Below are 26000 nucleotides of genomic sequence, written 5' to 3'. Positions count from 1 at the left end.
GGGGCGCCCGCCGCTGCCGTTAAGGGAGGCCGGCGCAAGGCGCGCTCGACGCGTGAGCGAGGGCAACATCATGAATCCCGAAAAGCCCAGCATTTATGCGCCATCCGCCGAGCTGCTCGCTGCCATGGCTAATGAAAAGCGCCTTCTCGCTCTAATGATTCTTGCTGACGGAGAAATGTCCGTTTCTGATCTGGCGCCGCGATTGGGGCTTAGCAACTCAGCACTCTCCCAGCATCTCGGCATGATGCGAGAATCTGGTCTGGTCACCCGGAGGCAGGAGCGCCATAAAGCGTATTACTCGTGCACAGATCTTGCCCTGAAAGTCCTTGAGCTCCTGGACTGGCTTGTTGAGCGGAAAACTCTGCCTGGCCGCGACCATCATCCATGAAGCCGGACCTTTGGAAGGTTGCGATGTCGGGACTCAAGGCTCGTCACCGGATTGTGGAGATTTGTAAGCTTCGACCCCGCCGCCAGCGATGGCGGCGGGGTTGGATGGTTCGTTCAGTCATAAACCTTGATGATTTTCCGGGTGCCCGGGTCCACCAGCACCGTGCGGTTGTCGACCACAACGTAGCGATATTTGACGTTGGGGACCTCATGGATCTCAACCGTTTCCGGCAGGGCTGTCCCGACATTCAGTTCCACGCCGGGGAGCTTGACCGACGCCAGGGGCTGCTTCTTCACATATTCGCGGATGACGGTGTCCTGTTCCGGCTGGATGATGATGTCGTCCGCGGCGGCTGAGCCGATCCCAGCCAATAGCAACATCGCTGCTGCGGTGTTCTTTAGAAGCATGTTCATATCTGCACTCCTGTAGGGACGGGCGCAACACGATCATCGTCCCGCGCCGCCCGGCAAGTTGAACATGGAGCCGCCCTAAACGTTCCGCCCTAGGTACTTAGGTCTAGTCCCCTTGGGACCTAAGTCTGGTTCTGGAAACCGCATTGGTCCTGTCAGCGGCAGCGGCTGGAACGCTTGGCTTCCGCGGCTGTTGTCTCTCGAATTTGGAAGAATGCAGATGGATAAAGTGTGGACCAAGCACGCTGGTTATTCGCGGCTGTTCCCTTTCTCGTGATGGCACTCGTTCTAAGCTGGCATGTGGTGGATGGCGCAGCAACGTCCCTTCCGACGCCGAACCCCTGTATCTTTAACCTGCAGTAGGTGACCTGATGTTGCGCGACAAGGAGAGTCGGATCTTAGAGGCAGGCCTGCTGGCGGCGGTGCCTGTTTGTGTGGCGATTACCGCACTGGTCGCCTTGATGACCTTGGCCAGCATATGAATCGGTTCCTTTTCGCGGCCTCCGACTTCCTATCTCGGCCGCCAGGCTTCTATGTCATGCTCATGGCAATGGTTTTGTGCACCGCCCTGGTGCCTTTTGGACTGACAAATGCGGTCACCTATGCCCTGTCGGTTGCCGCCATCGTGATCACCGGTGTTGTCCTTTTACAAGGCTATCGCGATACCGCCGCCATTCACGCAAAACTCGACGAGATCATCGTTTCACTGAACGAAACCAGGAACGACGTTGTCGGATTGGAGCATGCCGAGCCGGACGAGATCAGGGAGAAGCTTGTAAAACTCGAAGAAGAAGCGTCCCGAACAGTCGGGGCTGCCAGGCGCGAACTTTCGAAAGCAACAGGAGAGAGATCATGAACAATCTCATTTGGCTCGTTGGTGCGGTGGTCGTCGTCTTGGCGATTTTGAGTTTTTTTGGTCTTCGGTAGGCGACGAGCATTTCCGCCGACAACCTGAAGGATCAGGGGGAACTACACTTGGCGTCGCAAATTGCTTTCATGAATGACAATCAGCCGCCCCCCGACAAGTTGATATCCGAGCCACCGCCAGATTGGCAGGGCGTGTTTTTTGCCACCGCTGCCCTCGTCTCGTCCTTATGCGCCCTGCTGCTGGCATTTTGGATGTCTGTTTGATCGCTGTCGGAGGGGCCACTGTCCTATCAAGAGCCAAAAAGGTTTGGCATCAAAGTTGCATTGACAAGTTGGGGCGGATGAAGCCCGCCGCTTCGCAAATGGGGCGGCGGGCTTTCATAAGCTAACCCTCAGAAACGAGCCTTGGCCGGCAATTTACTTGGCGAAGGTCACGCATGTCGACCTGCTGACGCCGCCGGGATGCCTGGGTAAGCGCAATCTGTGGCGCTACCGACGTCTTTCCGCCGTGTGGTGATCTTCTGGTCGGCCGTCCCGTCTGCTTCAGGCTCTTTGCCGGCAAGCATACCAAACTCACCGTTGGATTTTTTCCGCCATCAGGTCCCCTCTGCGAGCAATGGCAACTCTTCGATGGGTCTGGGGTTCCTGGACAATCTGGGATCGGTGTCACTCCGCCCAGCTCGTGACGGCGGGAATGGCGCCCCGAAAATATCCGACATTTATCAAGGCCCGGAACAAAGATGGCGCCGGGAGATTGGAGTTCATCGTCCTCCTCAACAAGGAACCTAAGCATGAGAACCAAACTACGCATGGCATCGCTGTCGATCGCGACCGCAATGACCGCTGTACTGCCTGCCTTGTCAGCAGAGACGGCCCAGGACTTCGTCACGAAGGCCGCGATCGGCGGGATGTTCGAAGTGCAGTCCAGCAAGGTCGCTCAAAGCAAGCTCCAGGATCCGACCCTTAAGGATTTCGCGCAGAAGATGATCTCCGACCACGGTGCTGCGAACGCCAAACTCGAGAGTATTGCCGGCGAACAGAAATTGCAGGTGCCCGCCGACCTCGACGCTGCCCACAAGAACGAAGTCGACAAGTTGCAGTCAGCTGCGGCGCCAGTCGATGCAACCTATGCCGACATGCAGAAGACGGCGCATGCCGATGCTGTAAGCATGTTTGAAAGCTACGCCAAGGAAGGCGACAATTCCGCTCTCAAGTCGTTTGCAAGCGAGACGTTGCCGACACTCAAGATGCATCAGGAGATGATTGGCAAGGTCGCGGCTGTCGCTCCTGCCCCCGACAGTTCCGCGCCAGCCGCGTCCGATGCGGACGCCACAAATTCTGTGGCACCGGTGCCTGGCGCCAACAGCTTCACCGAGGACCAGGCCAAGAACGCCATCGAGAAGGCGGGCTACTCGGACGTCTCCGCCCTGACGAAGGATGACAAGGGCATCTGGCGTGGAACGGCGAGCAAGGACGGCAAAGCAGCACCCATCGCCCTCGACTTTCAAGGCAACGTCGTTGCCGGCAAGAATTGATCACCAACCAAGGACAAATCAGATGAAAACCGTAACAGGCCTCTTCGACAATTATGATCAAGCAAGCGACGCTGTGGGCGAGCTTGAAGCCACGGGCGTTCCGCACGACGATATTAGCATCGTGGCGGGTAATTCGGGCGGCCGGCTTACGGGCGAAGCGTCGGAGGCTGGCGAGGATGCGGCAGCAGGGGCTGGTGTCGGCGCCGTAGTCGGCGGGGCCGGCGGCCTGCTCACCGGCCTTGGCCTGATGGCCATACCTGGTCTCGGCCCCGTGGTTGCCGCGGGCTGGCTGGCAGCGACTGCGGTCGGCGCTGTCGGCGGTGCCGTGGTCGGTGGCGCAGCTGGCGGCATCATCGGCGCGATGACAGAGTCCGGTGTGCCGGAAAGCGACGCACATGTTTATGCCGAAGGCGTTCGGCGCGGGGGAACAATGGTTATAGCCAGGGTCGAAGACGACCTTGTCCCCGACGCGGAACAGATACTGAAGCAATATAATTCCGTCGACATAGCCCATCGGCGAACCGAATACGAAGCAGGCGGTTGGACCGGCTTCGATCCAACGGATGAAGTCTACACAGGTGATGACCTGGAAAGCGCCAGAGGTCGTCGCAACGTGTGAGATGAAATGACTGGGCGGCTAACAGCCGCCCTCGTCCTTCCTGCGCGATGTGCAACGCTGGTATCTCAGGTAGCACCAAGGTCGAATGGTCGTCGCGACGACTTGCAGTTCACCAGGGCCCTGCCGCTGAGCAACACACGACTTGTGATGCTGATCGCAGCCCGAAAGGGCCTCGTATTCTCGAAGAAAGAGTTATCGGCCTGTCGTCATCACGAAGGTGAACCGGCTTTTCCTAGGTGAGAAACGACGTCAATACTCCGCCAAGCCCCTGACAATCTCGCTGCGGTGTATAGTCCATGGCCTAAGGTTTGTTTGCTGGCTTTCCCTTTGCCCCGATAGAGCGGCCGGAACACAGTTTCTGTTGCCGCGGGCGGGACGAGAGGGGAACTGCTGGCGACACTGACCGCAGGTTGGCCAGCCCGCGTCAGGCTTGCGCGGCGACCTCATTCACGAATGTGGTGTCGTGTGGGATTTCCAAGAAGACATCCGAATATCGGATGTCAGTTCATTGGCCAGACGATCATAAGCATCGGCACAGCAACAATGACTACGAGGAAAGACAGGGGCAGTCCCAGACGCGGATAGTCGCTGAAGCGGTAGCCACCCGGCCCCATGACAAGCGTGTTGCACTGGTGTCCGATCGGGGTGAGAAAATCACAGCCGGCGCCAATGGCGACAGCCATCAAGAACGGTTCGGGCCTGTAGCCCAGATCACCAGCAAATTCGGCGGCGATAGGCGCCATGACAAGGACGGTGGCGGCATTGTTGAGGAATGGCGTAACGGCCATGGCGGCGACAAGGATGAGCGTCAGTGCGCCGGACGCCGGAAGGAGGGTCCCCAGTCTGGCAAGCTCGCCGGCAACTACTCCCGTAGCTCCTGTACTGCGTAGTGAATCGCTCACTGGAATGAGAACGGCGAGCATGACGAGGATAGGCCCATCGAGCGATTGGTAAACATCGCGGAGCGGAATGACCTTGAAAAGCACAATCGCGACCGCGGCCGCGAAAAAAGCGACGGAGACTGGCAGCAGCCCAAACGCCGTCGCCACCATGGCGAGAGCAAGGACCACTACCGGCACGATACCCTTGCGGACGCTGCCAAGAAGGATAGCCCTTTCTGCCAGCGGTAAGCAGCCGAGTTCACGAAGTATCTCGGGCATCCTCGCTGCACTGCCCCGCAAGACGACAACGTCCCCGAGCCTCAGCTCGACTGCGGCCAGCCTGCGGTCGAGGCGCTCCCCACGACGGCTGACGGCCAGGAGGTTGACATTGAAGCGATCGTAAAGGGCAAGGCGCTGGGCGGTCCAGCCGATCAAAGAGGAGCTTTCACCGATTACGGCTTCGATAGCGACCATTTCGTTGGTGGTGTCGTCACCACCGCCCCTATCCCCGGTCACGCTGAGCCTGCCCTGGGAGACAAGGCGATCCAGCGCTTCTGGGTCGCCCTCGAGCAACAGGATGTCATCCACCTTGAGGACCACGTCGGGCAGTGGCGTCATCCGCATCGTGCGATTGCGCAGGATCGACGTCACGATTGCATCGCCGCCGGCGAGCTTCATGAGGTCTGCGACGGTTTTCCCGAGCACCGTGGAGTCGGCGACAATTCGAGCCTCTGTAAGGTAATTCTTGATGTCGAGGGCTTCATTCAGCGACCCGCCAAGCTTTTCGCGCACCGGCAACAACCAATAGAAAAACAGCAGGAAGATCGTTCCGGCAGCGGCTATGGCAGCTCCAACAGGTGTGAAGTCGAACATTGTGAAGGCGGTTCCGATCAGCTCCTCTCGCACTCGGGACACTACGATGTTGGGTGATGTTCCCACCTGCGTCATTAGTCCGCCGAGCAGCGACCCGAATGCCATGGGCATCAGGAATATCGAGGGTGAAATGTTAGACCGGCGCGCGAACTGGAAGGCGATCGGAATCATGATAGCGAGCGCCCCGATATTCTTTACAAAGGCAGAGAGGATCGTGACCACGATCACCAGCAGCGCCAGTTGCGACCGAACTCCCGATAATTTCGGAGCAAAGCGCTTGATCGCTGCCTCCATGATTCCCGAGCGTGCTATCCCTGCGCTCACCAGCAGAGCACTGCCGACAATAACCACGATATCGTCGCTGAACCCGCTGAAGGCTTCGTCAAAAGGCACAATGCCAACCGCGAGAGCAAGCAACAGTGCCACAGCCGCGACCAGATCATATCGATAGCGACCCCACACGAACGCTGCCATCATCACGAAGGTTACGGCAAACGACAAAATTTGCGGCGTAGTCATGTCTTCGAAGGCCCCGGCGCCAGTGCGACTAATGAGAAACCCCAAACCGCCCCTTTTGTTGCTTCGCTCATTGCGGGGCGCAAAGCGGTCCGGCGGCGTTGGGCCAGGAGCGGATCGGCAGCGTTTAGAAACGGATTTTACGAAGCGGTCTTCGGACTTTGACAGACATCGATGTGCTCTGACCAATCCGACGCTTCAGCCCCAAACCAGGAAGGCCGAGCCGGGATCAAAAAGGATGCGCTTGCCTCATGTCGAGTCCACCTGGAAAACCGCCCGGAGACCACGGATCGGGCGGCGTGCGGAGATCTTTTTCTCACCTGAAGTGCCACAGCAACACCCCCGATATGCAGGGAGGTGCCTCTGGTGCCTGACCCGTGGGCGAGCAGTTTTCTTGGCTACATTCGATTCTCAGGAAGCTTGAATCACGCGGCCTCTCTTTTGTTTTCGTAGCTGACAGGAGCCCCCTCGAAAGCCAGATCACTCCCGCGAGCCCAGTTCTTCTCAGCATCGATCAGCTCATTCTCCCCAGTCAAGCCGTTCAGAAACAGCCTGAGTACGTGCGCAGCTGTCCGTTCTCCGGCCCACGAAGCAACAGGTACGCCGCGCTGTTCGCAGACCGTCGCACAAACACGGGCAAGCATCACAATATCGCTCGGTTCCAAAAATCGACCTGGATACAACATACCGTCCTCTGTTGGAAAGCCTCGTGAGCCTTTGATTACGCGAGGTCACCGGCAGCAACAATCAACTATGATAGTCTGCACCTCGACTGGGTCAGTAAATTTGAGCGGCCCTTCAGACGATCGGCATTGCGCCCTCCGGATCGGAAGGACGGGGCTATCAGGTGGGTTTTCCCGGCAGGTCGATCCGATTCGAATCGCGTCGGCTTGGGAAATGCGCACGGTCGCAGGTCTAACAAGTTGGCCTGTGAAATGCCATGTCGGCATTTTCGGGCACCTCGAATTGAAGCCTGATTTGCAGAAGCTGGAATCGCTTGATGGCGAAGACTGCGCAAATCAGATTGAGGCGCGCGCCATCGCCCGGTGAAAGGGACCTCGACGAGTTGCCGCGTAAATCACGTTTGGAGGCCTGACCGTCGCTCATCCCCTCTGCCAAAGCAGGGAACAAGATCCTGTTTGCAATGTTGGGCGAAATGCCAATTTCTTCCCCCGGTCATGAATTCGACGTGGCTATTGTCGGCGGCGGCCCCGCAGGACTTGCGGCAGGCATGTATCTGGCCAGATTCCTGCATTCGGTGATCGTGGTCGACGCTGGCGACGCACGAGCCAAGCTCATTCCAAAATCGCATAACTGTCCTGGCTTCCCGGACGGCGTAGGCGGGTCAGAGTTGCTCGGCCGTCTCAAAGCCCAGGCACAGAGATACGGTGCAGGCGTAGTGGACGGTCGTGTAGCGGGCGCCAAGAAGCGCGACGGGACCTTTGTGCTGACGACCACCTTCGGGACCATCCGAGCAAGGCGCGTGGTTCTTGCAACCGGGATCGTGGACAAGGCCCCGGCAATAGAAGGGCTGGAGGAGGCCGTCGCGGCCGGCACCGTCCGACTGTGTCCGGTCTGCGACGCCTATGAGGCCGTGGGCAAGCGCATCGGCGTCGTCGGCCCAGAGCATCTGGCGCTCAAGGAAGCCCTGTTTTTGAAGGAGTACAGCGGTCAGGTTACCTTGCTTGCCAACTATCCGGAGGATATTTCCGATGCCGCCCGCGGCATGGCCTCGGCAGGCGGCATCGAAATCTGGGACACCGTCGAGGATCTTGTTGCTCGAGCAACCGGGTTCGGCGTTGTCATGGCCGACGGTGCGCCAATGCGGGAATTGGATGTGGTGTACCCCGCAATGGGGTCTGATGTGCGCTCTGAACTTGCCGTCGCACTCGGTGCAGAGTGTGACGCGCAAGGATATGTTCTGGTCAGCCGACACCTCGAAACGTCGACTGCGGGTCTCTATGCCATTGGAGACGTGGCTGAGGGCCTCAATCAAATTGCCGTTGCGTTTGGCCATGCCGCCACCGCAGCAACACATATCCACAATGCACTTCAGTCTAGACCGGAAAGCTGACCGGCCACCCTAGCACAGGGCGCGCGCCATAGCGCTCCAGGTCAGTGCGCTTCGAAGGACGCTTCAGATCCGCTCATCGGTGGCCGGCCTCGGGCGCGAAACGTTCAAATCAATTTTGTCCGGCAGGTTTGGCCAGGCATTTTTGATAGCGGTGGTTGTCATTCTATGGACAGGCGGGATGATGACCATCCGGACGTGTCGTTCAGGCCAGAGCGGGTTCCCGAAAATCAGGAAAACGACTGCTACCAGGACGCTTACCAACCCCGCTGCAAACACATTCGCGATGATCTCACCAGGCTGCATACGCTCTCCATGAATGAGTACCCGCCACGCCAAGCGAGCCGTGGCGGGTATCAACCAACCGACGATGAAGGGACGATGATCGACGGTCACATTTCCAAATGTGGAAAAGGCTTCATTGTTTCACAGGTCAGACCTTTGCGATTCCATGTCGGGCTTTAGTCGGGCCCAGACAAGATAGAGTGCTTGCCAGGAGGTGTGTAGCAGCGCCAGCTTGAACGCCCGTCAACGACCAGTAATAACGGCTTTCGGAAACCAGGTCGCCTTGATCCGCAACATATTTAGTGGGTCCGCCCCACTTGCGGGTAGAGGCGGACCCGGACGAGGCTTGGGGACCTCGACCGGCAGCGGGGGACGCTGCCGCTTTTCCAACCTGCCGCGACATATCAGGTTCCGCTGATTCACAAAAAGCCCGCCACCGCGAAGTGGCGGGCAGGTTCTGGAGTGTGCTGGGACCAACCAGCATAGGTCAACGAGCCGCAACAGGGTTGGTTGCGATAGCGGCGGACGCCCGCCAACCCGCAGCGCTCGCTTCAGGCGCCCACTGCTTGCCCCCCGTCCCGGTGCCCGCCTATTGCCTGTCGCATGCATTGCTGAGACATCGCTCGTGACGTCCCCCGCGACGGGAATTGCTCGATCCTTCGATCGTCGCATAGATCGAAGGAACATTTTAGACGTATCGAATGTTCAAATCCTATGGACAACCGAACCCAACTTTCACCAGCTCAATCGAGAGCAGCACGCGCCCTGCTGAACTGGCCGCGAGTACGGCTTGCCGCAAAAGCGAGCGTTAGCGAAATGACGATCAGAGATTTTGAGAACGGTATTCGAAATCCGCGTCCCCACAAGATCGCGGCCATGCGTCAGGCGTTTGAGGACGCGGGAATTGCTTTCACCTTCGAAGGCGCTCCATCGCTAGCCCGCCCTGAAGGGCATAGCAGTCTCTCCACCACCAATAGAATGTGGCGCAGCCGGCAGAGACAAGCATAACGATAAAGGTCCTTGAGCCTCGTATTAGCAATCCACTTGACCCACGGCCCACCTAAAGGGGCGAGCCAAGAAACCGGTCAAGCCGGTGAGGCGTCGTTGCTGTATGCATCGTTTGAACATTACTTCGGATACGCTCCTGACTTCTTCATTGACCTCGTCAGGCTTGGTACCGGCATCACCGGCGGCTGGTCCGCAAGGTCGCTGGCAGCCATGGGGGGAGCCGGTTCTGGAAACGGCAGATGGCTCGCGATCCAATCGTCGAGGAACCTGCGGCCGCGAGCATCATCCGGTCAAACCAGGATCGTAGTGGAGATGGCATCGTGGATCGTGCCATAGAGGCTGTCGATGGGCTGGCGGAAGCGTCCATGCAGTCACGATGCTTTCAGCTCATCGAACCTCGGGCGCCAAAGAGTGTTCCGTTGGTTTTTGCTGAAATGGCGGGAACTTTTTCCTCCGGCGGTGATTTTCGTCGCCATGACAAAACTGTCTGACCTTGGACCTCGCATCCCCCGCAACGGGGGTAATTGCATTCGCGAAAAGGACCGCTTCTACGCGTGTCCATCTTGCGGCCAGAAAGTCGATCAGACCGATTTGCGGCAAGTCATGTGGCACGAACGGCCTGGCCACGAGCCGCTGGAGCCGGAAGACAGCGCGACGATAATCAAGTTCCCGGAGCCCCGGAAATAGCGATCAGTCGCATGTGACCCGCCGTCCATCGAGGCAGCGGGCGCGACTTCCCCCCTCGCAAAAATCAAAGGAACAAAGGTCAGATCTCGCAGTTGTGCGATCACCTGGGAGGGAACGATGTTGCATCACGAAATCGGCACTGTTTCGGACTGGTCGAAGTTGGTGTCGGACGATCCTCTCATCGCCGCCGATATCGCCCAGCGTCTTTCTGTGCTAGCGTGCAATGACAAGTCTACCGCTGCCGACGTCCAGTCGCCCAGCGCCGTGAGATTTCGAGGTTCCGACCTCACCAGCGCAGCACCCACCGAGTATCCGCGGCCGATTGTGCTTCTAGCGACGATCTGTGGGTCGACGGTCGTGGGTATAACGCTGCTTCTGGCGGCGGCGGTTTGAGCCACGGGACCTGATGCCGCTCCCCCAGACACTGTCTTCGATTGAGATGACGCTCGAATGTCCGGCATGCGGAACGGCTTTCATCAAACCGGGGCGTTGGTTCATCGCTGCCGCCCACTATCGGTGCGAAGGTTGCCAGCGTTTACACCGCCTTACCTATCCAGAAAAGGTGGAATTGTTCGACAGATATACCAAGCGTCTGACGACAGTCTCGCAGCGAGGGACAACGAGGCCGCGCGAGTGCCCCAGCTTACAAGGCAACGACAAGGCCAGTGACGCTCCACCGGGACGGGAAGGGTAACCGACGAGGCAGCGGAAGAGTGTTCGCCTGCCAGCACGTCCGGCTGATGCTTGGTTCGATCACTCGTTTTCTGACCATCTCGTTGCATGACAGCGACGACGGCAGAGCTTTGGTTCATAAAACCGAGGAGGTTCGTTTGAGCCTGGCTTCACGTTTAGGACGGCGTCCCGTAGCGGCCGCCACATGATCGAGCGGCCTTCATCCGCTGCAAGCACCTTGCCGCGGCGCACAGATTACGATGGCCGAGATGAAATGATAAAGATTGCCGAGGCGTTGATGAGAGCATCGACACTGATAGACATGCCAAACGTCGGCATGCCGCGATGGTCTGTAGCACTCGCCATTCTGCACGATGCGGAGGGTGGCGCTTCCAGCATGTGGAACATATCGAAAGCCGCTGTGTTCTGGCGCCAAAGGAGATCGCGATGATCCGTTGGCTAGTCAGAATCGGCGCCTTATATGCGGCATACAAACTCGGCGAAGCTGCCGGGCGCAGTGAGCAGGAGGTCATTCCTCTCCCGCCCTCCGACCGGCAACGGCAGCCAGGTAGGCAGGAGCGGACCGACCTCGGCGTCGAGCCATCCTAAAAACGCAGGTCGCTGGCCGCAGGCCGGTTCTTCAGCGAATAAGCTCGTCCCATGACAGGCGTGTGACGCCAACGCTCTGTGCGAAGGACGGGGCGCGGCGCTGAGCTTCGGGATGTTGGTCAATCGATCGATGCACAGCGAAGACCCGTCATTGATCAGCAATGACGGGTCTTGCTTTGAGACCACTTGGCCCGGGGTTGTAAGCCAAGCTGCCACCCAAACTTTGATTCGCGACACTCCCAGCTTGGCCAAATAATGCCGGTGGCGTCATCACCACACAAAGGCCCGCCGCTGAACGGACCAGGCGGCGACGGGCCGCACCAGACCGCTTGGCTGTGCAGGCCAAGCTGCATGCCGAACATCGATCTTTTCACAAGGGTTCCAGCGCCGTGGTTCGGACCGGAGGAGGCCGGTTCTGGTAGGCAGCGTCCAGGTCGCCGACAGGCACCACACGAACATCTATCCCAAAAATTGCGATCGCATCGGGAGGACTTCGAAGCTGTCGCCAATTTCGGGCACCGATGATGGGAAGCGACGCTGCGCGTGTCCGGCCAAGGTCGCTATAATGTCCAAGGTTGCGTCCCAACAAAAAAGCCCGCCACCTTTCGGCGGCGGGCAGTCTCACAGGGGGAAAACACACTGAACGGGAACAGTGCCCCCTTCGAAGCTCGTTGATGCGAGAATGTTCCAGCGCGTCCGCCAGAATAGTTGAAAGCTCACATGGGAGATCGCATGCTCTATGGGATGCGATTTTCAAACTGGCCACACAAACTGGCTATGATCGCCTCTGGAACGACGTTCTCTGCCGTAGGGCGTTCCTTGAGAGCCCGCCTAGCTGCCCCTTGACCTGACTGTTTCAATCGCTCTTTGTCTGACGACGGTTCCCTCATGGGTCGTCTCTCCAGGCTCGGCTCCGTCCCCAACCATCTCCGCCAGCCGGCTGAGGAAGTCCACCAAAGCAGCTTGCGGCTCGTCGATTTCGCCGACGACGACCGAAATGCCCCAACGTCCAAGCACGGCCTCCTCCACAGGGTTTCGGCTGGTCATGAAGATGAACGACGGCGGGCGATCTTTCTCATAGCCGGACCGATGCCACGTCTGCCAGAGACGGTGCAGCAACAACCGAATGTTTGGGTCGGAAAGGCTATAGCCAATGAAGAGGATCGTGCTGCCGAGTGCATCCGAGCGAAAACGCACGTCCAGCGGAGAATTGAAGGAGAGACGATCAAGGTAGTCCGTTTCGGTGAGGACGAGGGAAGAATCCTCGTCGAAATCACCATGGAATTTGACGATGTGGGTAACGCCCTGGCGGGCCTGCGCTACATCGCGTGCATTGGCCACTTTCACGTAGTCCCGACCGTATATTTCGTAAGCCAGTTCCAGGTTCCGGTCATAATTGGTTGTGTAGATGACAGGGAAATCGAGCTTCACGATGAGACGATGCAACTCGGATTTCTCGATCCGGTCCTTGGGGACAGACCAATTTCGGTCCATCCAACTGCGAAGTGGCCCGATGCTGCCATGCTTGATCCGATAATACTCGGCCAGGGTTTGAAAACGATCGCGTCGCATGGAAAATTCGTCGTCGACACCGAGCTCCTTTGCCATCCGCTCTATCAGCTTCTCCCAAGAAGGGAGTCCAACACTGATCGACACCCCTGCCCCAACAAACAGAATTGCGCTGCGGTGGTGAATTGCGTTGGCGAGCGAATCTACAGGGTCATCGTTCATGGCCAAGGCTTTCGAGGCCACGCGCGCAGGCAGACCCTAAAGGCGCTTGTTGTTTCGGTTGCTGTCGATCTTGGAATGCAGCCAACCATCTGGAACCGCACGGCTCATGGCAGCCGCATTGTGGTTCGCTGCCAGCGACCGGCTCCTGTTTCTGCTTACCGGTCATGTGGATCCGGTTCTGCGCCAGCCACTTGCCGCGGCTTCGTTCCAGTCGCGCAATTGCTGAGAGCCTGCGTCGCTTCGGGCCAGGGAAGTCGGCGAGAGGGTAGTTCATTGTCGTGACGGCGATGATTGTCATTCCGGCCTAAACACCCGTGGGCTGACATGTTCCTTGTGCTCGAAAATATTCCATGTAGTGCCTTCGCCAGAGCTACGGGTTCAATGCGGGAATGGTCTCGCGTCCAGGGTCGCGGCCCGCCTCCCCGAAAGCGGCGGCATGCAGCAGTGTGCGTGACCGTCACGGTATGCGGTCACCGCCTCTCCCCGGAATTCGACCACCTTGTTGACCACGACGATTCCCTGCACCTGCCTATCTTCCTCCCTTCACAGCTGATCGTTGTAGGGCTGCTTGGTTATCCCGACTTGCCTGGCCAGCTCGGCAAACGGTGGCACACCCGCTTCGAACTGTTTGGTGTTAGCCAACCGCAAAAGCCGCAAAGGAAAACAGACTGCGTCCCGGTTGGCGGGCGACATGTCCTCGAAGAGGCGCTCATCAGCCGTGAACGAGGCCTCCGCGGTCTTCAAAGCCATGTCGATATCATCAACCGAAAGAAGGCCCCTCCGGACCAGGGCGTTATTGATGGCAGCGACCGCCATAAGCAGACCTTCCAGTTGCAGGTTGGCGACGTTCATGGGCCATTGTCCTTCATATCGTTGGGCGCCCGTCTATCGATAATCCTGCTCCGGAAGCCTTGTGCCCTGCCGGCCATGGGGTTGCCGGCACGCCAGAGCGTTTCGGCTGCGCGGCGGCGCCGGAACTGGCATCTGGTGGCGCCATGGCTTGGATCTCCGCTGGGCTGCTGGACAACTCTCCACATGCCTCGAGGTTCCGGATCGCCATGGCAACCTCGCAAGCAGAGGCAAGGCTTCAGCCGGAGCCAACAGCGTGTCTGTCGGCGAGCCATGGGCGGGAAATCTCGCGGATCGAACCGGAATACCACCACCGAACTCAGGCTGAGAAGTAGCGTTCACCATAACCATGCCCCTTTGAGGGTGGTCGCGACAAAAACTCTTCCGGTTCGGGCCCCTTGAAGTCGTCACGGACCTCGTCACCAAAGCCACCTCTTTTGGGCCGGCGCTTCAAATGCGATCAATTGGGTGGTTGCCAACTGCTCCTCGCGCGCTACCTGCTTCGCCCAAGCCGGGCGCGAAGGGTGGGAGCGTGCCTTCGGGGATCGAACAAATCCGGAGTGAACGTTGATCGCTCAATTCACCGCAGCGGGCGACGGACTTGCCTACGACATCTGCATTGTCGGAGGTGGCACTGTCGGCCTGGCCATTGCCGCCGCGCTCGAAAATGCAAAGCTACGCGTCTGCGTTCTGGAAGCGGGCGGCAGGTGGCAGACCAATAGATCGCAGGAGCTCTACCACGGCATTGTCGCAGATCCCCTCGTCCACCCGCCTGTCCAGAATTTCCGGATACGAGCGCTGGGAGGATCGAGCCGAGCATGGGGTGGCCGCTGCGTGCCGTTCGATAGCATCGACTTCCAGAAGCGCGAATGGGTGTGCAATTCGGGCTGGCCGATCACCTATGAAACCCTGCTGCCCTACTACCGTCGGGCGCACGAGGTGATCGAGGTCGGGTCTTACGACTACGATCCAACAAGCGCGTTGCCTGGTTCTCGCGTTGAGCTATTCGAGGGCGTCGACGGCGATTTGTTCAGGACCCGCCTGGAGCGGTTTAGTCGACCAACCAACGTGTGGAAACGGCTTTCCGGGTTGCTGCGGACTTCGCGTCATATCCACATCTGGTTAAACGCTGCGGCGACGGGAATTCGCCTGGCGCCGAACGGGCGTTGCGTCCACCACATCGACTGTGTTGACTTGAAGGGCACAAAGCGTGAGGTCACGGCTTGCCATTACATTGTAGCCGCCGGCGGTTTTGAGACCACCCGATTGCTACTTGCCTCGAATGATGTGATGCCGGCTGGTATCGGCAATGCCCGAGATCAGCTCGGTCGTTTCTATATGGCCCATCTGGGAGCCACAGTCGGAGCACTAAAGTTGCCGAACGCCCAGCAGGCGGTGGCTTTTGGCTACGAGCGGGACGCGGCCGGCATCTACTGCCGAAGGCGGCTGTCGCTCACGGAGCAAGCGCAGCGGGAGCATTGCTTGCTCAACCAGATCTTCCGCACCCATCTGCCAGATCCAGCCGATCCCAGACACAACGACCCGATCCTCTCGGCGATGTATCTCGTGAAAAGGACATTTCTCCCGAAACACCTCAGAGGTCGGCAGCAGCATTCAGTGACGCTGGACCAAAAGCTCGCGCACGTTCAGAACGTCGTATCGTCGCCAGTGCGCCTCGGGCGCTTCGGTTTGGGCTGGATGGCGAACAGAACGTTCACGCGGCGAAAGCTGCCCTCCATCGTATTGGGTCCGCGCGCTAATGTGGTCAATCTTGAGTTTCATTCGGAACAGGAGCCGAACCCCGCAAGCAGACTGACGTTGGTGAGCGAACGCGACCGATTGGGTATGCCGAAGCTGCGCGTCGATTGGAAAATCACGAACAACGATCTCCAAAGCGTCGCGCGCGCCTATCGACTGCTCGGTTGGAAGCTGGAGAAGATCGGAGCTACCATTTCAGGATTTGAACCTGGCCATGTGGTCGAAATGGCAGGCAAATCAGGCGCCATGGACGGTCATCATCTCGGTACCACGCGAATGTCTGCGAGCCCGACCGACGGGGTTGTTGATGCTGAATGCCGAGTTCATGGACTGATGAACCTGCACATCGCGGGCGGCTCGGTTCTGGCAACATCCAGCCAGGCGAATCCCACCTTGACGATCTTGGCCCTTGGGCTCCGTCTCGCCGACAGGCTTCGTCGGTGATGATCACACCGGCAGCTGCTGAGTGACTGCGCCCAACTCGCGCCTAGCGTGGGCTGCTTCATCACATTCGGAGGCCCCTTGCTGTGTGTCAGGCTATCTGCTGTCCGCACGTATCGCCAGCGTCTCTAGTTCGCGCGAATGTGGGCAAGCTCGCCAGCGAGGCACGCATACTCGTAAGCTGGTGCTTAAGGCTCGTCCGCCACCTTCGCCATCGCTGTGCCATTAAGCGACGAAAAACGACGCGACCGCGCAGCCTGTTGGCGGCTGTAAAGCAATTCCGAGCGCAGTTCGTTCGGCCTCGATTGGCGCCTTTTGCAAAGGGCGTGCAAGAACCGTGGCTCGGAGCGGGCCTTACCCGACTGGAGTCGATAGCGAGGAGAGGAGTGCTTCGTTCAAAATCCCGCCATCGTGCCAACTTGCGCGCTTGATTGTTCCATTTCAGCACGTGCGCCACTGTCTCGATTTTTGCGACCGCTTGCCCGAAGTCGGGGTTCCTTAAAATCAAAGCAGCCGCCTCGCAACTTCGGCCGTAGTCGTACGTTGTGCGATTCACTGCGTAGGAGTTCACAACATGCCGATAACAACCCGGAAGCAAAAGAGCGACTTTGCCAATGACAAGCCCATCCCCGAGGAGGATGCGGCCGTACTGGAGAGCATCGCAGGCCACGAGGATAGACACGGTGCGGAACCGGGCGTTTTGGGGTCCGACATCGAGCAGCCGATCGGCGCGCAGCCTCGAAGCGAGATCACGGGCCGTCACGACGAGGGAGCCGGCGCAAATGAAACGGTCGACGGGTTGAGCGACACCGAAGAGATGACCCGCAGCTTCGCTGAAGACATCCCTACCGGACGAAGCGAAGGAGATGATGAAGACGTTCCGGTTTTTGAGCGAGGGCGGACCAGAACGGATCTTTGAACCAACGACAATGCTTCGCCCGCCGGCTTGGTCGCGTGGCGCTTAGAAGCGCCTGTAGACTGGCTCACCCATAAAGCGCACCGCCGGTCCCTCCCCACGCCGGCCTGGAATTTATACACCTAAGGGCCGACCTGCTCGCTCGTTGTTGGAGATGATGCCGGTTGCAGGGCTCGGATGTTGTTTCATCGGCGTATCAGGCGGCGACGCTCGGCAGGTTAGCAGATCCGAGGGGGGAACAAACCCGGCACGGTGATGGTTCGGTGGCATCAAAAGGTGATTGGGAACGATGGGTAAGAAGCCCAAACAGCCCTCAGAAGCCACGGCGGATCGTGAAAGGGTGATCGAAGCGCTTTACTTTGCGCGCAAGTGCGGCCTCACCAAGGAGGAGGCACTCAAGATGCTCAGGGAAGCCCAAATCAGGATCGATGGTGGACCCAAAAAAAGCTCCGGCAACCGAACTTAGAAGCGATCGTCGATCGCTCGTCACAGCCAGCGGCGGCATGATCTTCTTCACCTCCGACACGCATTTCAACGATCCCCGCATTCTGCGGCTCGGCCCCCGCCCCTTCAGTTCATTGGCGGGGCATGACCAAGCACTGATTGAACTTTGGAACGAGACTGTTGCTCCAAGCGACGAGGTCTGGCACCTCGGCGACTTCGCCAAGGGATCTGCCGAGACAGTGTCTTCGCTGCTGTCCTGCCTCCACGGCACGAAGCACCTGATCATCGGCAACAACGACGGCGTGGTAACGCTCGGCGCTTCGGCTTGGGCTAGCGTGCAACACTACAAGGAGCTAACTGTCGAGGGCAGTTTCCTGGTTCTTTGCCACTACCCGTTCCGCACCTGGAACCAGATCGGCAAGAAATCAATAAACCTGCACGGCCATTCTCATGGCCGGCTGAAGCCAATGACGCGCCAGCACGATGTCGGGGTCGACGCCTGGGATTTTCGCCCAGTGACTTTTGCTGCCATTCAGGCCAGGCGCCGCCGAGGTTAGCGCAACAGAGGGCCGAGCGATCGACGTCTTCACGTCGTGATGCCAGCCGCAAAGAGAAGCCCAGAATCCTGCCCCTGGGAATGCAGCCTTGCCTGGAACGCACCGCAAGTAGAGCGCCCACCCGTTTGCGTGACAACCTTTGGGGCCGAACCCCGTCGTCACCACGGCGGAGCGCTGGCGCGCCAATCGTTCATCCACCTCGCTCTGAACGAGCTTCAATCGCCGTCCTTGGCGACCTCAATGCCACATTCTCTCTCTAAGCCACTTGAGAAGCCTGTTCCCTCCGATTGACCGGCGGACTCGAGCGGCAGCCCACTGCCCTCTGAACGTGGTTCCGACATGGCAACTGCAGACGATGTCATGCAATTCCCCGTCGGACAGTTCGAAGAAGCGCTTTGCTTCCCCATAGGTGTCATCCTTCAGGCCTAACGCACGCAGTAGCGGGTCCTCGAAGGCCACTGTAATCGGCGAGCCCTCACCGCGCGCCGCGTCGCGAGCTTCGCGCTTCAAATACTCAGTGCCAGTAAGCGCTCTCAGGCGTCGCTCGGGACTTTGTTCCAGCAACTCTGCCCAGCGCTCGATGCGCTGTTGGCGGGTCATGATCGGGTATGTCGACAGGGGTTCTACATCTGCAATTGTCTGCAGTTGGCTGAGAGTTTTGTGTTCCATCGTCGGCTCCTTTTGATCGAAGTCCCTTCCCCACAAAAATTATCGCGCGCCGACGCGCTGACAAGAGCTGGCAAGGCGGCCTTACCCGACAATGGATTGCGAAATGACGAAAACAGCGCATTGCTCCGCCGGTGCGCGAAACGATATCTCACTCCTAATCAGACCGAAGACGTTCAGAACGTACAGTTCGCCACCCGCCTACGACAACCATTAAATTAGTAACGTCTTATGGAACTTTGGGGCTGGCGTTTCATTTCATCGGCATGGAGGCCACTGTGATCCAAGGTACCGGGACCGGAGCGAACGTGTCGCTGCGCTACTCACTGGTTCTGCCGATATACAACGAAGAACAAGTGCTGCCTCGCCTGGTCGAGCGCATCAGGTTGCTAATCCACCAGCTGGACGGTGAGACCGAGGCTATTTTCGTTGATGACGGAAGCCGCGACGGCAGCGTCAGATACCTTCGGTGCGTGGTTGCCGCCGAGCCTCGTTTTCGGCTGATCGAGCTTTCCCGCAATTTTGGGCACCAGATAGCAATTACAGCCGGTATGGACGCCGCCCAGGGGGATGCTGTCATCGTCATGGATGCCGACCTCCAAGACCCACCCGAGGTGGTCCTCGATCTGGTGGCGAAGTGGAAGGAAGGTTTCGAGATTGTCTATGCCCGGCGCGTTAAACGCGAAGGCGAATCTTTGTTCAAGCGCTTCACGGCAAGTCTCTTTTATCGCTTACTGGAAAAGATGACGACCGTCGACATTCCGCGCGACGTTGGAGATTTCCGGTTGGTCGGCCCCAAAGCGCTGAGAACTTTCAGACAGATGCCCGAACAGGATCGCTTCGTCAGGGGCATGTTTGGCTGGATGGGATTCAAGCAGGCGGCGGTGCCGTTCGAACGTCCAGCACGAGCCCTTGGCCAGACCAAATATCCATTCTGGAAGATGGTGCATCTTGCTGCTCACGCCATCGTCAGCTTCTCGGAACGGCCGCTGCGCCTGGCGCTCTGGGGTGGCTTGGCCATTTCTGCGCTGGCCGTCGCCTTTGGTGCGTTTGCAATTTATGCCTGGGCTTTTGAAACCGGCGTTGTTGCCGGCTGGACCTCGACCGTGATGATTGTATCGCTCCTGTGCGGCATCAACCTTTTCATGACCGGCGTAGTCGGGATGTATGTCGGAAGCATCCACGCTGAAGTGAAACGGCGCCCACTTTACGTGATCGATCGCCTCACCGGCTTCGACCGGGCGATGCCTGCCGTTCCCGTCAAGAACCGACGATCGTCTCGAAAATCCCGGATTGGAGTGCCGGCCAATGTCCGAACTCTTCGACAGTTATAGATCGATCTATGACGAGACAGTCCAGGGATCGATCCGATTTTCGGGGCTTAAGCACGACTTCTTTCTTAAGGCCAAGGCCGAGTTTCTGCGACGCGTTGTGGTTGAACGAGGGCTGGGCCCTGATGGCTCGGGTGTGCGGGCGCTTGATGTCGGCTGCGGCGTAGGCGTTCTCCATCCATTTCTCAAAGGCGCCTTCGCGTCCCTGGACGGCTGCGACATCTCGCCGGACTCCATCCTGCGTGCCAGGGAGGAAAATCCTGGCGTCATGTACAAGGTCTGCTCCAGCCTGACCCTGCCATACGACAACGGCGTCTTCGATCTGGCCTTCGCCAGCTGCGTCGTCCATCATGTACCGCCAGCTTCCTGGCTTGAGTTCGTACGCGAGATGCGGCGCGTCCTTCGCCCGGGCGGTGTCGCCTGCATCATCGAGCATAATCCCTATAACCCGCTGACGCGTCTGGCTGTGTTCCGGTGTCCCTTCGACCGAGATGCCGTGCTGCTCAGCGCAGCCAAAACAGCGTCACTCTTGCAGATGACAGGCTTCACGAACATCCGGTCCGAGCACTTCCTGCTGCTGCCGTCAGGCAGACCGTTTGCCCGAAACGTCGAGCGCATGCTCGCCCGCGTGCCGTTGGGAGCACAGTATGTGTCTAGTGCGCGTGCCTGAGCACCTGCCTCCCGGCGACGCGCTCACGCTGCTGGCACGCTTCGGCATGGTCGGCATCTCTGCCACAATTCTGTATGCCGCTTTGGTTGCCGCTTTTTCCAAATCGCAACTGCTCGGTTTCACGCCCATCCAGGCTTCGCTTGGGGCATATGCCGCAGCCGCCTTGTTTTCGTATCTCGCGCACAAATACCTGACGTTCGTGTCGGGCCGGTCGCATCGAACCGCAGCGCCACGTTTTCTCCTGCTGGCGGCAACAGGCTTTGCCATTGCCTATGGCGCGCCGGCACTTATGACGGTGAAGCTGGGCTTGCCGCTCGTCGTTCCCGTCCTGATTACGTGCCTGCTCGTTCCCACCATCAATTTCTTCGTCCTTGACCGGTGGGTTTTTGCCGATCGCTGTCCCGGTCGGCAGGGCAACCGCTCCCGCCAGCGGCGATAATACTTAAACGGCGTCCAGTCGAAACGACACCAATTTGATGGAGCGTTTGTAAATGCTGCTGGCGGCCTTGCTGGGCGGGATCCCGTCGAGATAGTCAAACGTCATCTCGAACGTGCTGGCGTTCGAAAAAGCTGCGTGCGGAATGAAGAACGAGACGGTCATGGGTTGCTTGCCCGACAGCGTAACCTTATGCACGGATACGCCATGGACTGAGATAATCACCCTCTGGGTCATCTGTGGCGGACGAACGACAGCGGCCATTTGTAGCGTTGCCTTTAGGCCGTCGCGAAGCGGCGGTATCTGCAGGCGGAGCCGCGAGGTTTCACCCAGCGAATGCGTGCCGTCGGCTGCTGGCCCCGACCAGCCACAAACTTTCATGCCGGAAGCCCGTTTGGCGCCGTCGGACCGGAAGGACACTGTCTGGCCGAGTGAGTAGATGCCAACGGTATCGCGGTTGAGGCAGGTTGTCGTGCGGTCGATGTAATAGGCCCGATAGTCGGGGTGGACATTCGGATGGAGAGCCAGCGCAAGGATGAGGATTTCTGACACGGCCAAAGCCGCGGCGAGCGCGTAACACCCAAGCGAGATCGCGCGTGCGTAGGGGTTGCCGACGTCAGACCAAAGCAAGGTAGCCCCCAATCCATGCCACTGTCATGAAATAGCAGGCGACCAGAAAGAGAAACAAAGCGGCTATCCAGGTCAGTTTCGATGCCGACAGCAAGAACGCCATCAACAGTATCAGAGGCGCAAGCCCAATGACGTATCTGACCATGGAGGCCAGATTCGTAATCAATGGCACGACAATGCTGATCGCGCAAAAGATACCAGCGCCATATTGCTTGCGAGCCATCAGCACGACTGATAGCGCCAGCCCGGCGATTGCCGCGAGCGCACTCCATTGCGGCGCCGTGGGCAGCCACCCGGTCTTGGGAAACGCTGAGAGGCCGTCCCACAGAAACAGGATCGGGTTCCCAGCCACTCGTCCAAAGGCGCGTTGGACGTGCAGGAACGCAAAGCCGTCGCCGACAGTGACATACAAAAACAGGATGTAAGCGAACAAGCCGGCAGGCGAGATCAAGATAGCGACGAGCAGATCCGGCCGACCGAGCACCCAACGAGGAAAGGAGAGTGGTGAGCCGCCCCCTTTCCGATGCTGTTGGAACATTTCAATGACGGTCGCAAAGACGACAAGGACCCCAACAAGCCGCGTTGCCGAGAGGAGCGCTGACGAGATGCCAGCGGCGGGATAGCTGGAGCGTTTGAGTGCCAGGAAAACGCTCGAGGTCAGGAGCACGAAAAGAGGTTCGGAAAGGAAAGTGGTGAAGTGGAAGGAGAACGGGCCACTAAGCAAAAAAGCGCAGTACAGCACATAGGCCTGCATGTTCTTCTTCAGCAGCGGCCATGCCACCAGACATGCGGCGTAGCTGCATGCAAGTGAAGCGACGGTTGCGACCACTATCGTGGGGAAAGGAAAAATCGCTCGGATCACCGCTACCAGCAGCGGGTAGAATGGAAAGAAGCCCCATCGTCCGACATTGCTTTGGTTCGGGATGGGAAAGCGCTCGTAGCCGCGTTCGGAAATGTCCACATACCAGTGGCAATCCCATCGGCAGAGCGCACGAGCATAAGACTCGAAGCCTGGCTCTGCCAATGTTGAAGCAACAGCGGCATAACGGATGGCAAGGCCAGTGAAACCGAACAGGAGCGGGACTGCCACCACCGCTGCCGCTACCATGTGGCGCCTGTTGATCGTCGGGCCGTAGTCGGGGAAAATCTCGAACTGCTCTGCGCCCTTCATCGACGGCGCATCGCCGGGGCTCTTGATGGCCGGGACGAGATTGTCAGTCCCGGATTTTCTCATCGCGAAGCACCGGCGCGGCGCGTTTCCATCCCCTGATGGGAGCCCGCTTCGACTGTGACCAAACCGCCGACCGTGGCCTTGCCAGCTTCATAGTCGACCGGCGTGGCGTGGCCCGGCGCCTTTGCCTTCTCCGGCGCGTTGCTTGCCCGACGGTCGTCGCGCAGTTCCAGATGAGTGACGCCGCCTGCCGTCACCTCGAGCCCAAAGTCGATGCCAGTCTGTCTCTGCGCCATGTGAGAGATTCTGGAGCGCGGCCGGCGGTCGTCAAGAGGTTGCTAATATTCGAACGGCAAAGGGCAACAATCCTTTGCCTGCATCACATATCAGTTCATTTTGAACCAGCCTTCGGGAACGCCTAAGGGCCGCGTTCGGCACCTTTGCCAAGGCGCGTTGTAACGAGCCGCAGCAACCGTTTGCATTCCGGCTCATGACGCAAAGCTCCGGCCAAGGACTCTTTTCAGGCCGGTCGTGCCAAGCGGCCACGGCCCCAAGTCGCGCATGTCGACCTGCTAGCAACAGACCAAGGAAATCATAATTTGTGGAGCTCGCCGCTTCTCGTATGGACCGGTCGTTGTCGCCGTTTTGATGACCTCGGGACGATCGTGGGGCCAAATTGCTTGCCTAGTGGAGGTCAGCGTCGTCGACGGGCGGAGGCGCGAAGACCGAGATCGCCTTTGGATGGACCTTGAAATGGGCTGGTGTCGAGGTGACGATCTCACCATCGGTGTTGACCGGCATCGGCTTCTCCGTCTCGATGTCGAACTCGACGCACCTAGCCGTGCGCACCTCTCGCCAGGCGCCATGCCTTCCAGACCGGAAGGAGCGGAGCATCAGTGCCAGCTTCCAGAGGTTCGTCATTTCCAAGCTATAAAGATCGAGATGTCCGTCATCGATCTCGGCCGTCTCTTCCACCACGTTGCCGCCGCCGTAATGGCGACCGTTTCCCACCGCAATCTGGTAGGTTTCGACGTCGGTCGACGCGCCTTTCTCGATAATCTTCGCGTGGAACCGCGTGGCCCGCGTCAACACTTTCACCGCCGCCAGCGCATAGCCGAGCCTGCCGAAACGCTTCTTCAAAGTGGGATCCAGACCCTTCGCCAATTCAGTGCTGAGTCCGATACTCGCAACGTTGAAGAAGGCATTGCCATTGACCGTGCCGATATCGATCTGCCGGAGTCGGCCCCGCACGATCACGTCAGCGGCCTGCAGAAGATCCATAGGGATGTCGAGTGTGCGAGCGAGGTCATTAGCCGTTCCCATAGGAATAATGCCCATCGGCAGGCGGCTTTCCACTACAGCCATCGCCGCCGCCGACAACGAACCATCGCCACCGCACACGACCACAAGGTCCGCCGTTTGGCGCAAGCGAACGATGTCACGAGCGATCTCCGGCAACGCCTCGAACTTTTCGACAGTGACAGAAAGCCGGCCGCGCTCCAGCCGCTCCACAATCGGGGCGATCAGCTCCTGGCCGCGCCGCGCCTTTGGATTGAGGAGCAGCAATGCGCGCCTTTTGGCCAGTTTGCTCATTCAAAGATCGATCCGATGGTTCATAACGCATGCACACAAGGCGGCTGTTCATTCGACCGCAGCCGACGTTTTTGGCTCTCCGGACCTACCTCCACCGCGGTTGCGAACGGCGCAATTTTTTGACCTCCAGCGGCCCCTGGATCGCTATCCGAGTTCGTGGCCGTCACGCCGTGCACAACCGTCCTGGCAATTTCGCACAGGTTCTGGTGGTGCGTGAGATAGACCACTTGGCCAGCACATGCCATTCCCAAACAAGCTGAAACCTCCTCGGAGAGGACATGGTCGAAGGAATGATCATCGGCGCGCCTATTTATCGCGGAAGAGGTTGAAGCGCGGTCGATCGCATCGCGGATATATCCGGGGCGGATTTGCAGTCCGTCCTTCAGCGCGCCGCTTTGATGCTCCGGAACGTCGCCGGCGTCCCGCTGGAGCTTGCGACAGAAGATGCGCTCAAGCCCATTGCCGGAGAGATTTAAATCGGCAGCGCCAGATCGGCCTGGCTCTGTAAAATCTGGGAGCCGGTCGCGAGTGGCCGGAACCAAACAGAACAGCCGTAATTATCAGCCGAGGGAAGCAACCGCATAGGAAGCGGAACGATGGTTGAAATTCTTGATTTCGAACTTCAGTTCAAGGTTGCGCTTCAAACGTGCTGAGAAATCGTTGAGGCGCGCAAAGGAAGAAACGGACAGGAAAAATGGCGTGGTGAATATCGCCCTGTGCTGCAGGGTCCGGGCAGCTCAACAGCGCGTGACGGAGGCCTCGGGAGCGCCAGACCAATATCTATACGCGGGCGGCCTCCAAATCACCCCCGAATGGACATGAAATGGCGAGGAGTTGCCGTCATGACAATACTGTTTGAGCCGCTGGACTCGGATTACCATAAGCGCAGCGTGCTTTACCACGCCACGCGGTTGTCGATGCTCCACGATCGAATGCTGATGCGTTTCGACAAGGTAGACGAAGCGGCCGATAAGGTTGAAGCCGCAGCGGCCGTGCTGGTCGATATCACCCACGGCTCTGCCCTCGACGCGTTCCAGAACTCGGTGTTGCGGAATTCGTCGGCAGATTTCCTTCAGATGGAAACGGGTCAGACCCTCGGCCTCTGATCTGCGAGGAATGGCCGCAAGCGTTCGGCGGCTAGGGGGAAGGTCCCGCATCCGCGCCCGATGGGCAGGGCTCTCGCGGGTGTCCCGCCAAACTTGCGATTCGGGTCCAAGGTTCCGCTCAGAAGCCTGCCACGTTCGGCAGCATTCTCGTTGGTGCGCGCTCTTCGCCCAACCGGCCCCAGTCGCCCCCACTTCACGCACAAGCCAGCTTCGCCTGACGAACGCGTCCGGCCCCTCGGGCATTTACCCTTTGGTAACCCTCCTAAATTGGAAGACGAAA

The 26000-nt window shown here is 58.9% G+C and carries 25 protein-coding genes; 15 read left to right on the top strand and 10 right to left on the bottom strand.

Annotated features, from left to right (window positions below; all coding sequences use genetic code 11):
• The first annotated feature begins 70 nt into the window (after positions 1-70).
• Positions 71-388: an ArsR/SmtB family transcription factor gene (locus MESCI_RS30705; RefSeq protein ID WP_050596224.1), complete on the top strand. Its 318-nt coding sequence runs from the start codon at positions 71-73 to the stop codon at positions 386-388.
• 113 nt (positions 389-501) lie between these two features.
• Here MESCI_RS30705 and MESCI_RS30700 read toward each other — a convergent pair whose 3' ends face one another.
• Positions 502-801, bottom strand: coding sequence for a DUF1236 domain-containing protein (locus tag MESCI_RS30700; RefSeq protein WP_013525105.1), 300 nt, complete (start codon positions 799-801; stop codon positions 502-504).
• Between the two features lie 475 nt (positions 802-1276).
• Here MESCI_RS30700 and MESCI_RS30695 point away from each other — a divergent pair, with 475 nt between their 5' ends.
• The 3 genes from MESCI_RS30695 to MESCI_RS30685 all read left to right on the top strand — a co-directional run bounded on the left by MESCI_RS30695 (position 1277) and on the right by MESCI_RS30685 (position 3819).
• Positions 1277-1654, top strand: a complete 378-nt coding sequence (locus tag MESCI_RS30695) for a low affinity iron permease family protein (RefSeq protein WP_013525103.1) — start codon at positions 1277-1279, stop codon at positions 1652-1654.
• An 802-nt stretch (positions 1655-2456) separates the two neighbouring features.
• The gene (locus MESCI_RS30690; protein WP_013525102.1) at positions 2457-3200 is read left to right on the top strand and encodes a DUF4142 domain-containing protein; all 744 of its coding nucleotides are present in this window, start codon (positions 2457-2459) and stop codon (positions 3198-3200) included.
• Positions 3201-3222: 22 nt separating this feature from the next.
• Positions 3223-3819 carry a hypothetical protein gene (locus MESCI_RS30685; RefSeq protein WP_013525101.1) on the top strand — a complete coding sequence of 199 codons (597 nt, stop codon included), beginning with the start codon at positions 3223-3225 and terminating at the stop codon, positions 3817-3819.
• Positions 3820-4319: 500 nt separating this feature from the next.
• Here the strand turns inward: MESCI_RS30685 and MESCI_RS30680 are convergent, their stop codons facing one another.
• Positions 4320-6092: an SLC13 family permease gene (locus MESCI_RS30680; protein ID WP_013525100.1), complete on the bottom strand. Its 1773-nt coding sequence runs from the start codon at positions 6090-6092 to the stop codon at positions 4320-4322.
• 1141 nt (positions 6093-7233) lie between these two features.
• Between MESCI_RS30680 and MESCI_RS30675 the strand changes: the two genes are divergently transcribed.
• The 4 genes from MESCI_RS30675 to MESCI_RS30660 all read left to right on the top strand — a co-directional run bounded on the left by MESCI_RS30675 (position 7234) and on the right by MESCI_RS30660 (position 10533).
• On the top strand, positions 7234-8163 hold the full coding sequence (locus MESCI_RS30675; RefSeq protein WP_224673150.1) for an NAD(P)/FAD-dependent oxidoreductase: 930 nt from the start codon (positions 7234-7236) through the stop codon (positions 8161-8163).
• Positions 8164-9159: 996 nt separating this feature from the next.
• Positions 9160-9453, top strand: a complete 294-nt coding sequence (locus MESCI_RS30670; protein ID WP_013525096.1) for a helix-turn-helix domain-containing protein — start codon at positions 9160-9162, stop codon at positions 9451-9453.
• 239 nt (positions 9454-9692) lie between these two features.
• Positions 9693-9944 (top strand): hypothetical protein, encoded by a 252-nt coding sequence (locus MESCI_RS30665; RefSeq protein ID WP_024504642.1) that lies wholly within the window; start codon positions 9693-9695, stop codon positions 9942-9944.
• A gap of 313 nt (positions 9945-10257) precedes the next feature.
• Positions 10258-10533, top strand: coding sequence for a hypothetical protein (locus MESCI_RS30660; protein ID WP_013525094.1), 276 nt, complete (start codon positions 10258-10260; stop codon positions 10531-10533).
• A 1719-nt stretch (positions 10534-12252) separates the two neighbouring features.
• Here MESCI_RS30660 and MESCI_RS30655 read toward each other — a convergent pair.
• Positions 12253-13152: an SIR2 family NAD-dependent protein deacylase gene (locus MESCI_RS30655; RefSeq protein WP_013525092.1), complete on the bottom strand. Its 900-nt coding sequence runs from the start codon at positions 13150-13152 to the stop codon at positions 12253-12255.
• A 543-nt stretch (positions 13153-13695) separates the two neighbouring features.
• Complete coding sequence (locus MESCI_RS30650) at positions 13696-14004, bottom strand: hypothetical protein (RefSeq protein ID WP_013525091.1); 309 nt, start codon at positions 14002-14004, stop codon at positions 13696-13698.
• Between the two features lie 564 nt (positions 14005-14568).
• Between MESCI_RS30650 and MESCI_RS30645 the strand changes: the two genes are divergently transcribed.
• From MESCI_RS30645 to MESCI_RS30635, 3 genes are all read left to right on the top strand, one after another.
• Positions 14569-16203, top strand: a complete 1635-nt coding sequence (locus MESCI_RS30645; protein WP_013525090.1) for an FAD-dependent oxidoreductase — start codon at positions 14569-14571, stop codon at positions 16201-16203.
• 571 nt (positions 16204-16774) lie between these two features.
• Positions 16775-17119 (top strand): hypothetical protein, encoded by a 345-nt coding sequence (locus MESCI_RS30640; protein WP_013525089.1) that lies wholly within the window; start codon positions 16775-16777, stop codon positions 17117-17119.
• 425 nt (positions 17120-17544) lie between these two features.
• Positions 17545-18117 (top strand): metallophosphoesterase family protein, encoded by a 573-nt coding sequence (locus MESCI_RS30635; RefSeq protein WP_164752934.1) that lies wholly within the window; start codon positions 17545-17547, stop codon positions 18115-18117.
• Between the two features lie 237 nt (positions 18118-18354).
• On the opposite strand, the gene MESCI_RS30630 is transcribed toward MESCI_RS30635, so the two are convergent.
• The gene (locus MESCI_RS30630) at positions 18355-18786 is read right to left on the bottom strand and encodes a hypothetical protein (RefSeq protein ID WP_013525086.1); all 432 of its coding nucleotides are present in this window, start codon (positions 18784-18786) and stop codon (positions 18355-18357) included.
• Positions 18787-19049: 263 nt separating this feature from the next.
• On the opposite strand from MESCI_RS30630, the gene MESCI_RS30625 reads away from it, so the two are divergent.
• From MESCI_RS30625 to MESCI_RS30615, 3 genes are read left to right on the top strand one after another with little or no spacing between them, the layout of a single operon-like run.
• Positions 19050-20117, top strand: a complete 1068-nt coding sequence (locus MESCI_RS30625; protein WP_164753819.1) for a glycosyltransferase family 2 protein — start codon at positions 19050-19052, stop codon at positions 20115-20117.
• On the top strand, positions 20092-20784 hold the full coding sequence (locus MESCI_RS30620) for a class I SAM-dependent methyltransferase (RefSeq protein ID WP_013525084.1): 693 nt from the start codon (positions 20092-20094) through the stop codon (positions 20782-20784). The genes MESCI_RS30625 and MESCI_RS30620 overlap by 26 nt, the downstream gene beginning before the upstream one ends.
• Positions 20777-21223 carry a GtrA family protein gene (locus MESCI_RS30615; RefSeq protein WP_245268669.1) on the top strand — a complete coding sequence of 149 codons (447 nt, stop codon included), beginning with the start codon at positions 20777-20779 and terminating at the stop codon, positions 21221-21223. The genes MESCI_RS30620 and MESCI_RS30615 overlap by 8 nt, the downstream gene beginning before the upstream one ends.
• Positions 21224-21226: 3 nt before the next feature.
• Here MESCI_RS30615 and MESCI_RS30610 read toward each other — a convergent pair whose 3' ends face one another.
• The 5 genes from MESCI_RS30610 to MESCI_RS30590 all read right to left on the bottom strand — a co-directional run bounded on the left by MESCI_RS30610 (position 21227) and on the right by MESCI_RS30590 (position 25156).
• On the bottom strand, positions 21227-21850 hold the full coding sequence (locus MESCI_RS30610; RefSeq protein ID WP_013525082.1) for a hypothetical protein: 624 nt from the start codon (positions 21848-21850) through the stop codon (positions 21227-21229).
• Positions 21837-23084, bottom strand: coding sequence for a hypothetical protein (locus tag MESCI_RS30605; protein WP_013525081.1), 1248 nt, complete (start codon positions 23082-23084; stop codon positions 21837-21839). Before MESCI_RS30605 ends, MESCI_RS30610 begins: the two co-directional genes overlap by 14 nt.
• Entirely contained in the window at positions 23081-23317 is a 237-nt protein-coding gene (locus tag MESCI_RS30600; protein ID WP_013525080.1) for a hypothetical protein, read from the bottom strand. Before MESCI_RS30600 ends, MESCI_RS30605 begins: the two co-directional genes overlap by 4 nt.
• 388 nt (positions 23318-23705) lie before the next feature.
• Positions 23706-24614, bottom strand: a complete 909-nt coding sequence (locus tag MESCI_RS30595; RefSeq protein ID WP_013525079.1) for a lipid kinase — start codon at positions 24612-24614, stop codon at positions 23706-23708.
• 20 nt (positions 24615-24634) lie between these two features.
• Positions 24635-25156, bottom strand: coding sequence for a hypothetical protein (locus MESCI_RS30590; RefSeq protein WP_164920094.1), 522 nt, complete (start codon positions 25154-25156; stop codon positions 24635-24637).
• 300 nt (positions 25157-25456) lie between these two features.
• Between MESCI_RS30590 and MESCI_RS30585 the strand changes: the two genes are divergently transcribed.
• Positions 25457-25720, top strand: a complete 264-nt coding sequence (locus MESCI_RS30585) for a hypothetical protein (RefSeq protein WP_013525078.1) — start codon at positions 25457-25459, stop codon at positions 25718-25720.
• The last annotated feature ends 280 nt before the right edge of the window (positions 25721-26000 follow it).

Source organism: Mesorhizobium ciceri biovar biserrulae WSM1271, from assembly GCF_000185905.1.
Taxonomy (GTDB): domain Bacteria; phylum Pseudomonadota; class Alphaproteobacteria; order Rhizobiales; family Rhizobiaceae; genus Mesorhizobium; species Mesorhizobium ciceri.
The sequence above is the reverse complement of the archived record's forward strand: the minus strand, read 5'-3'. Positions and strand labels throughout refer to the sequence as shown.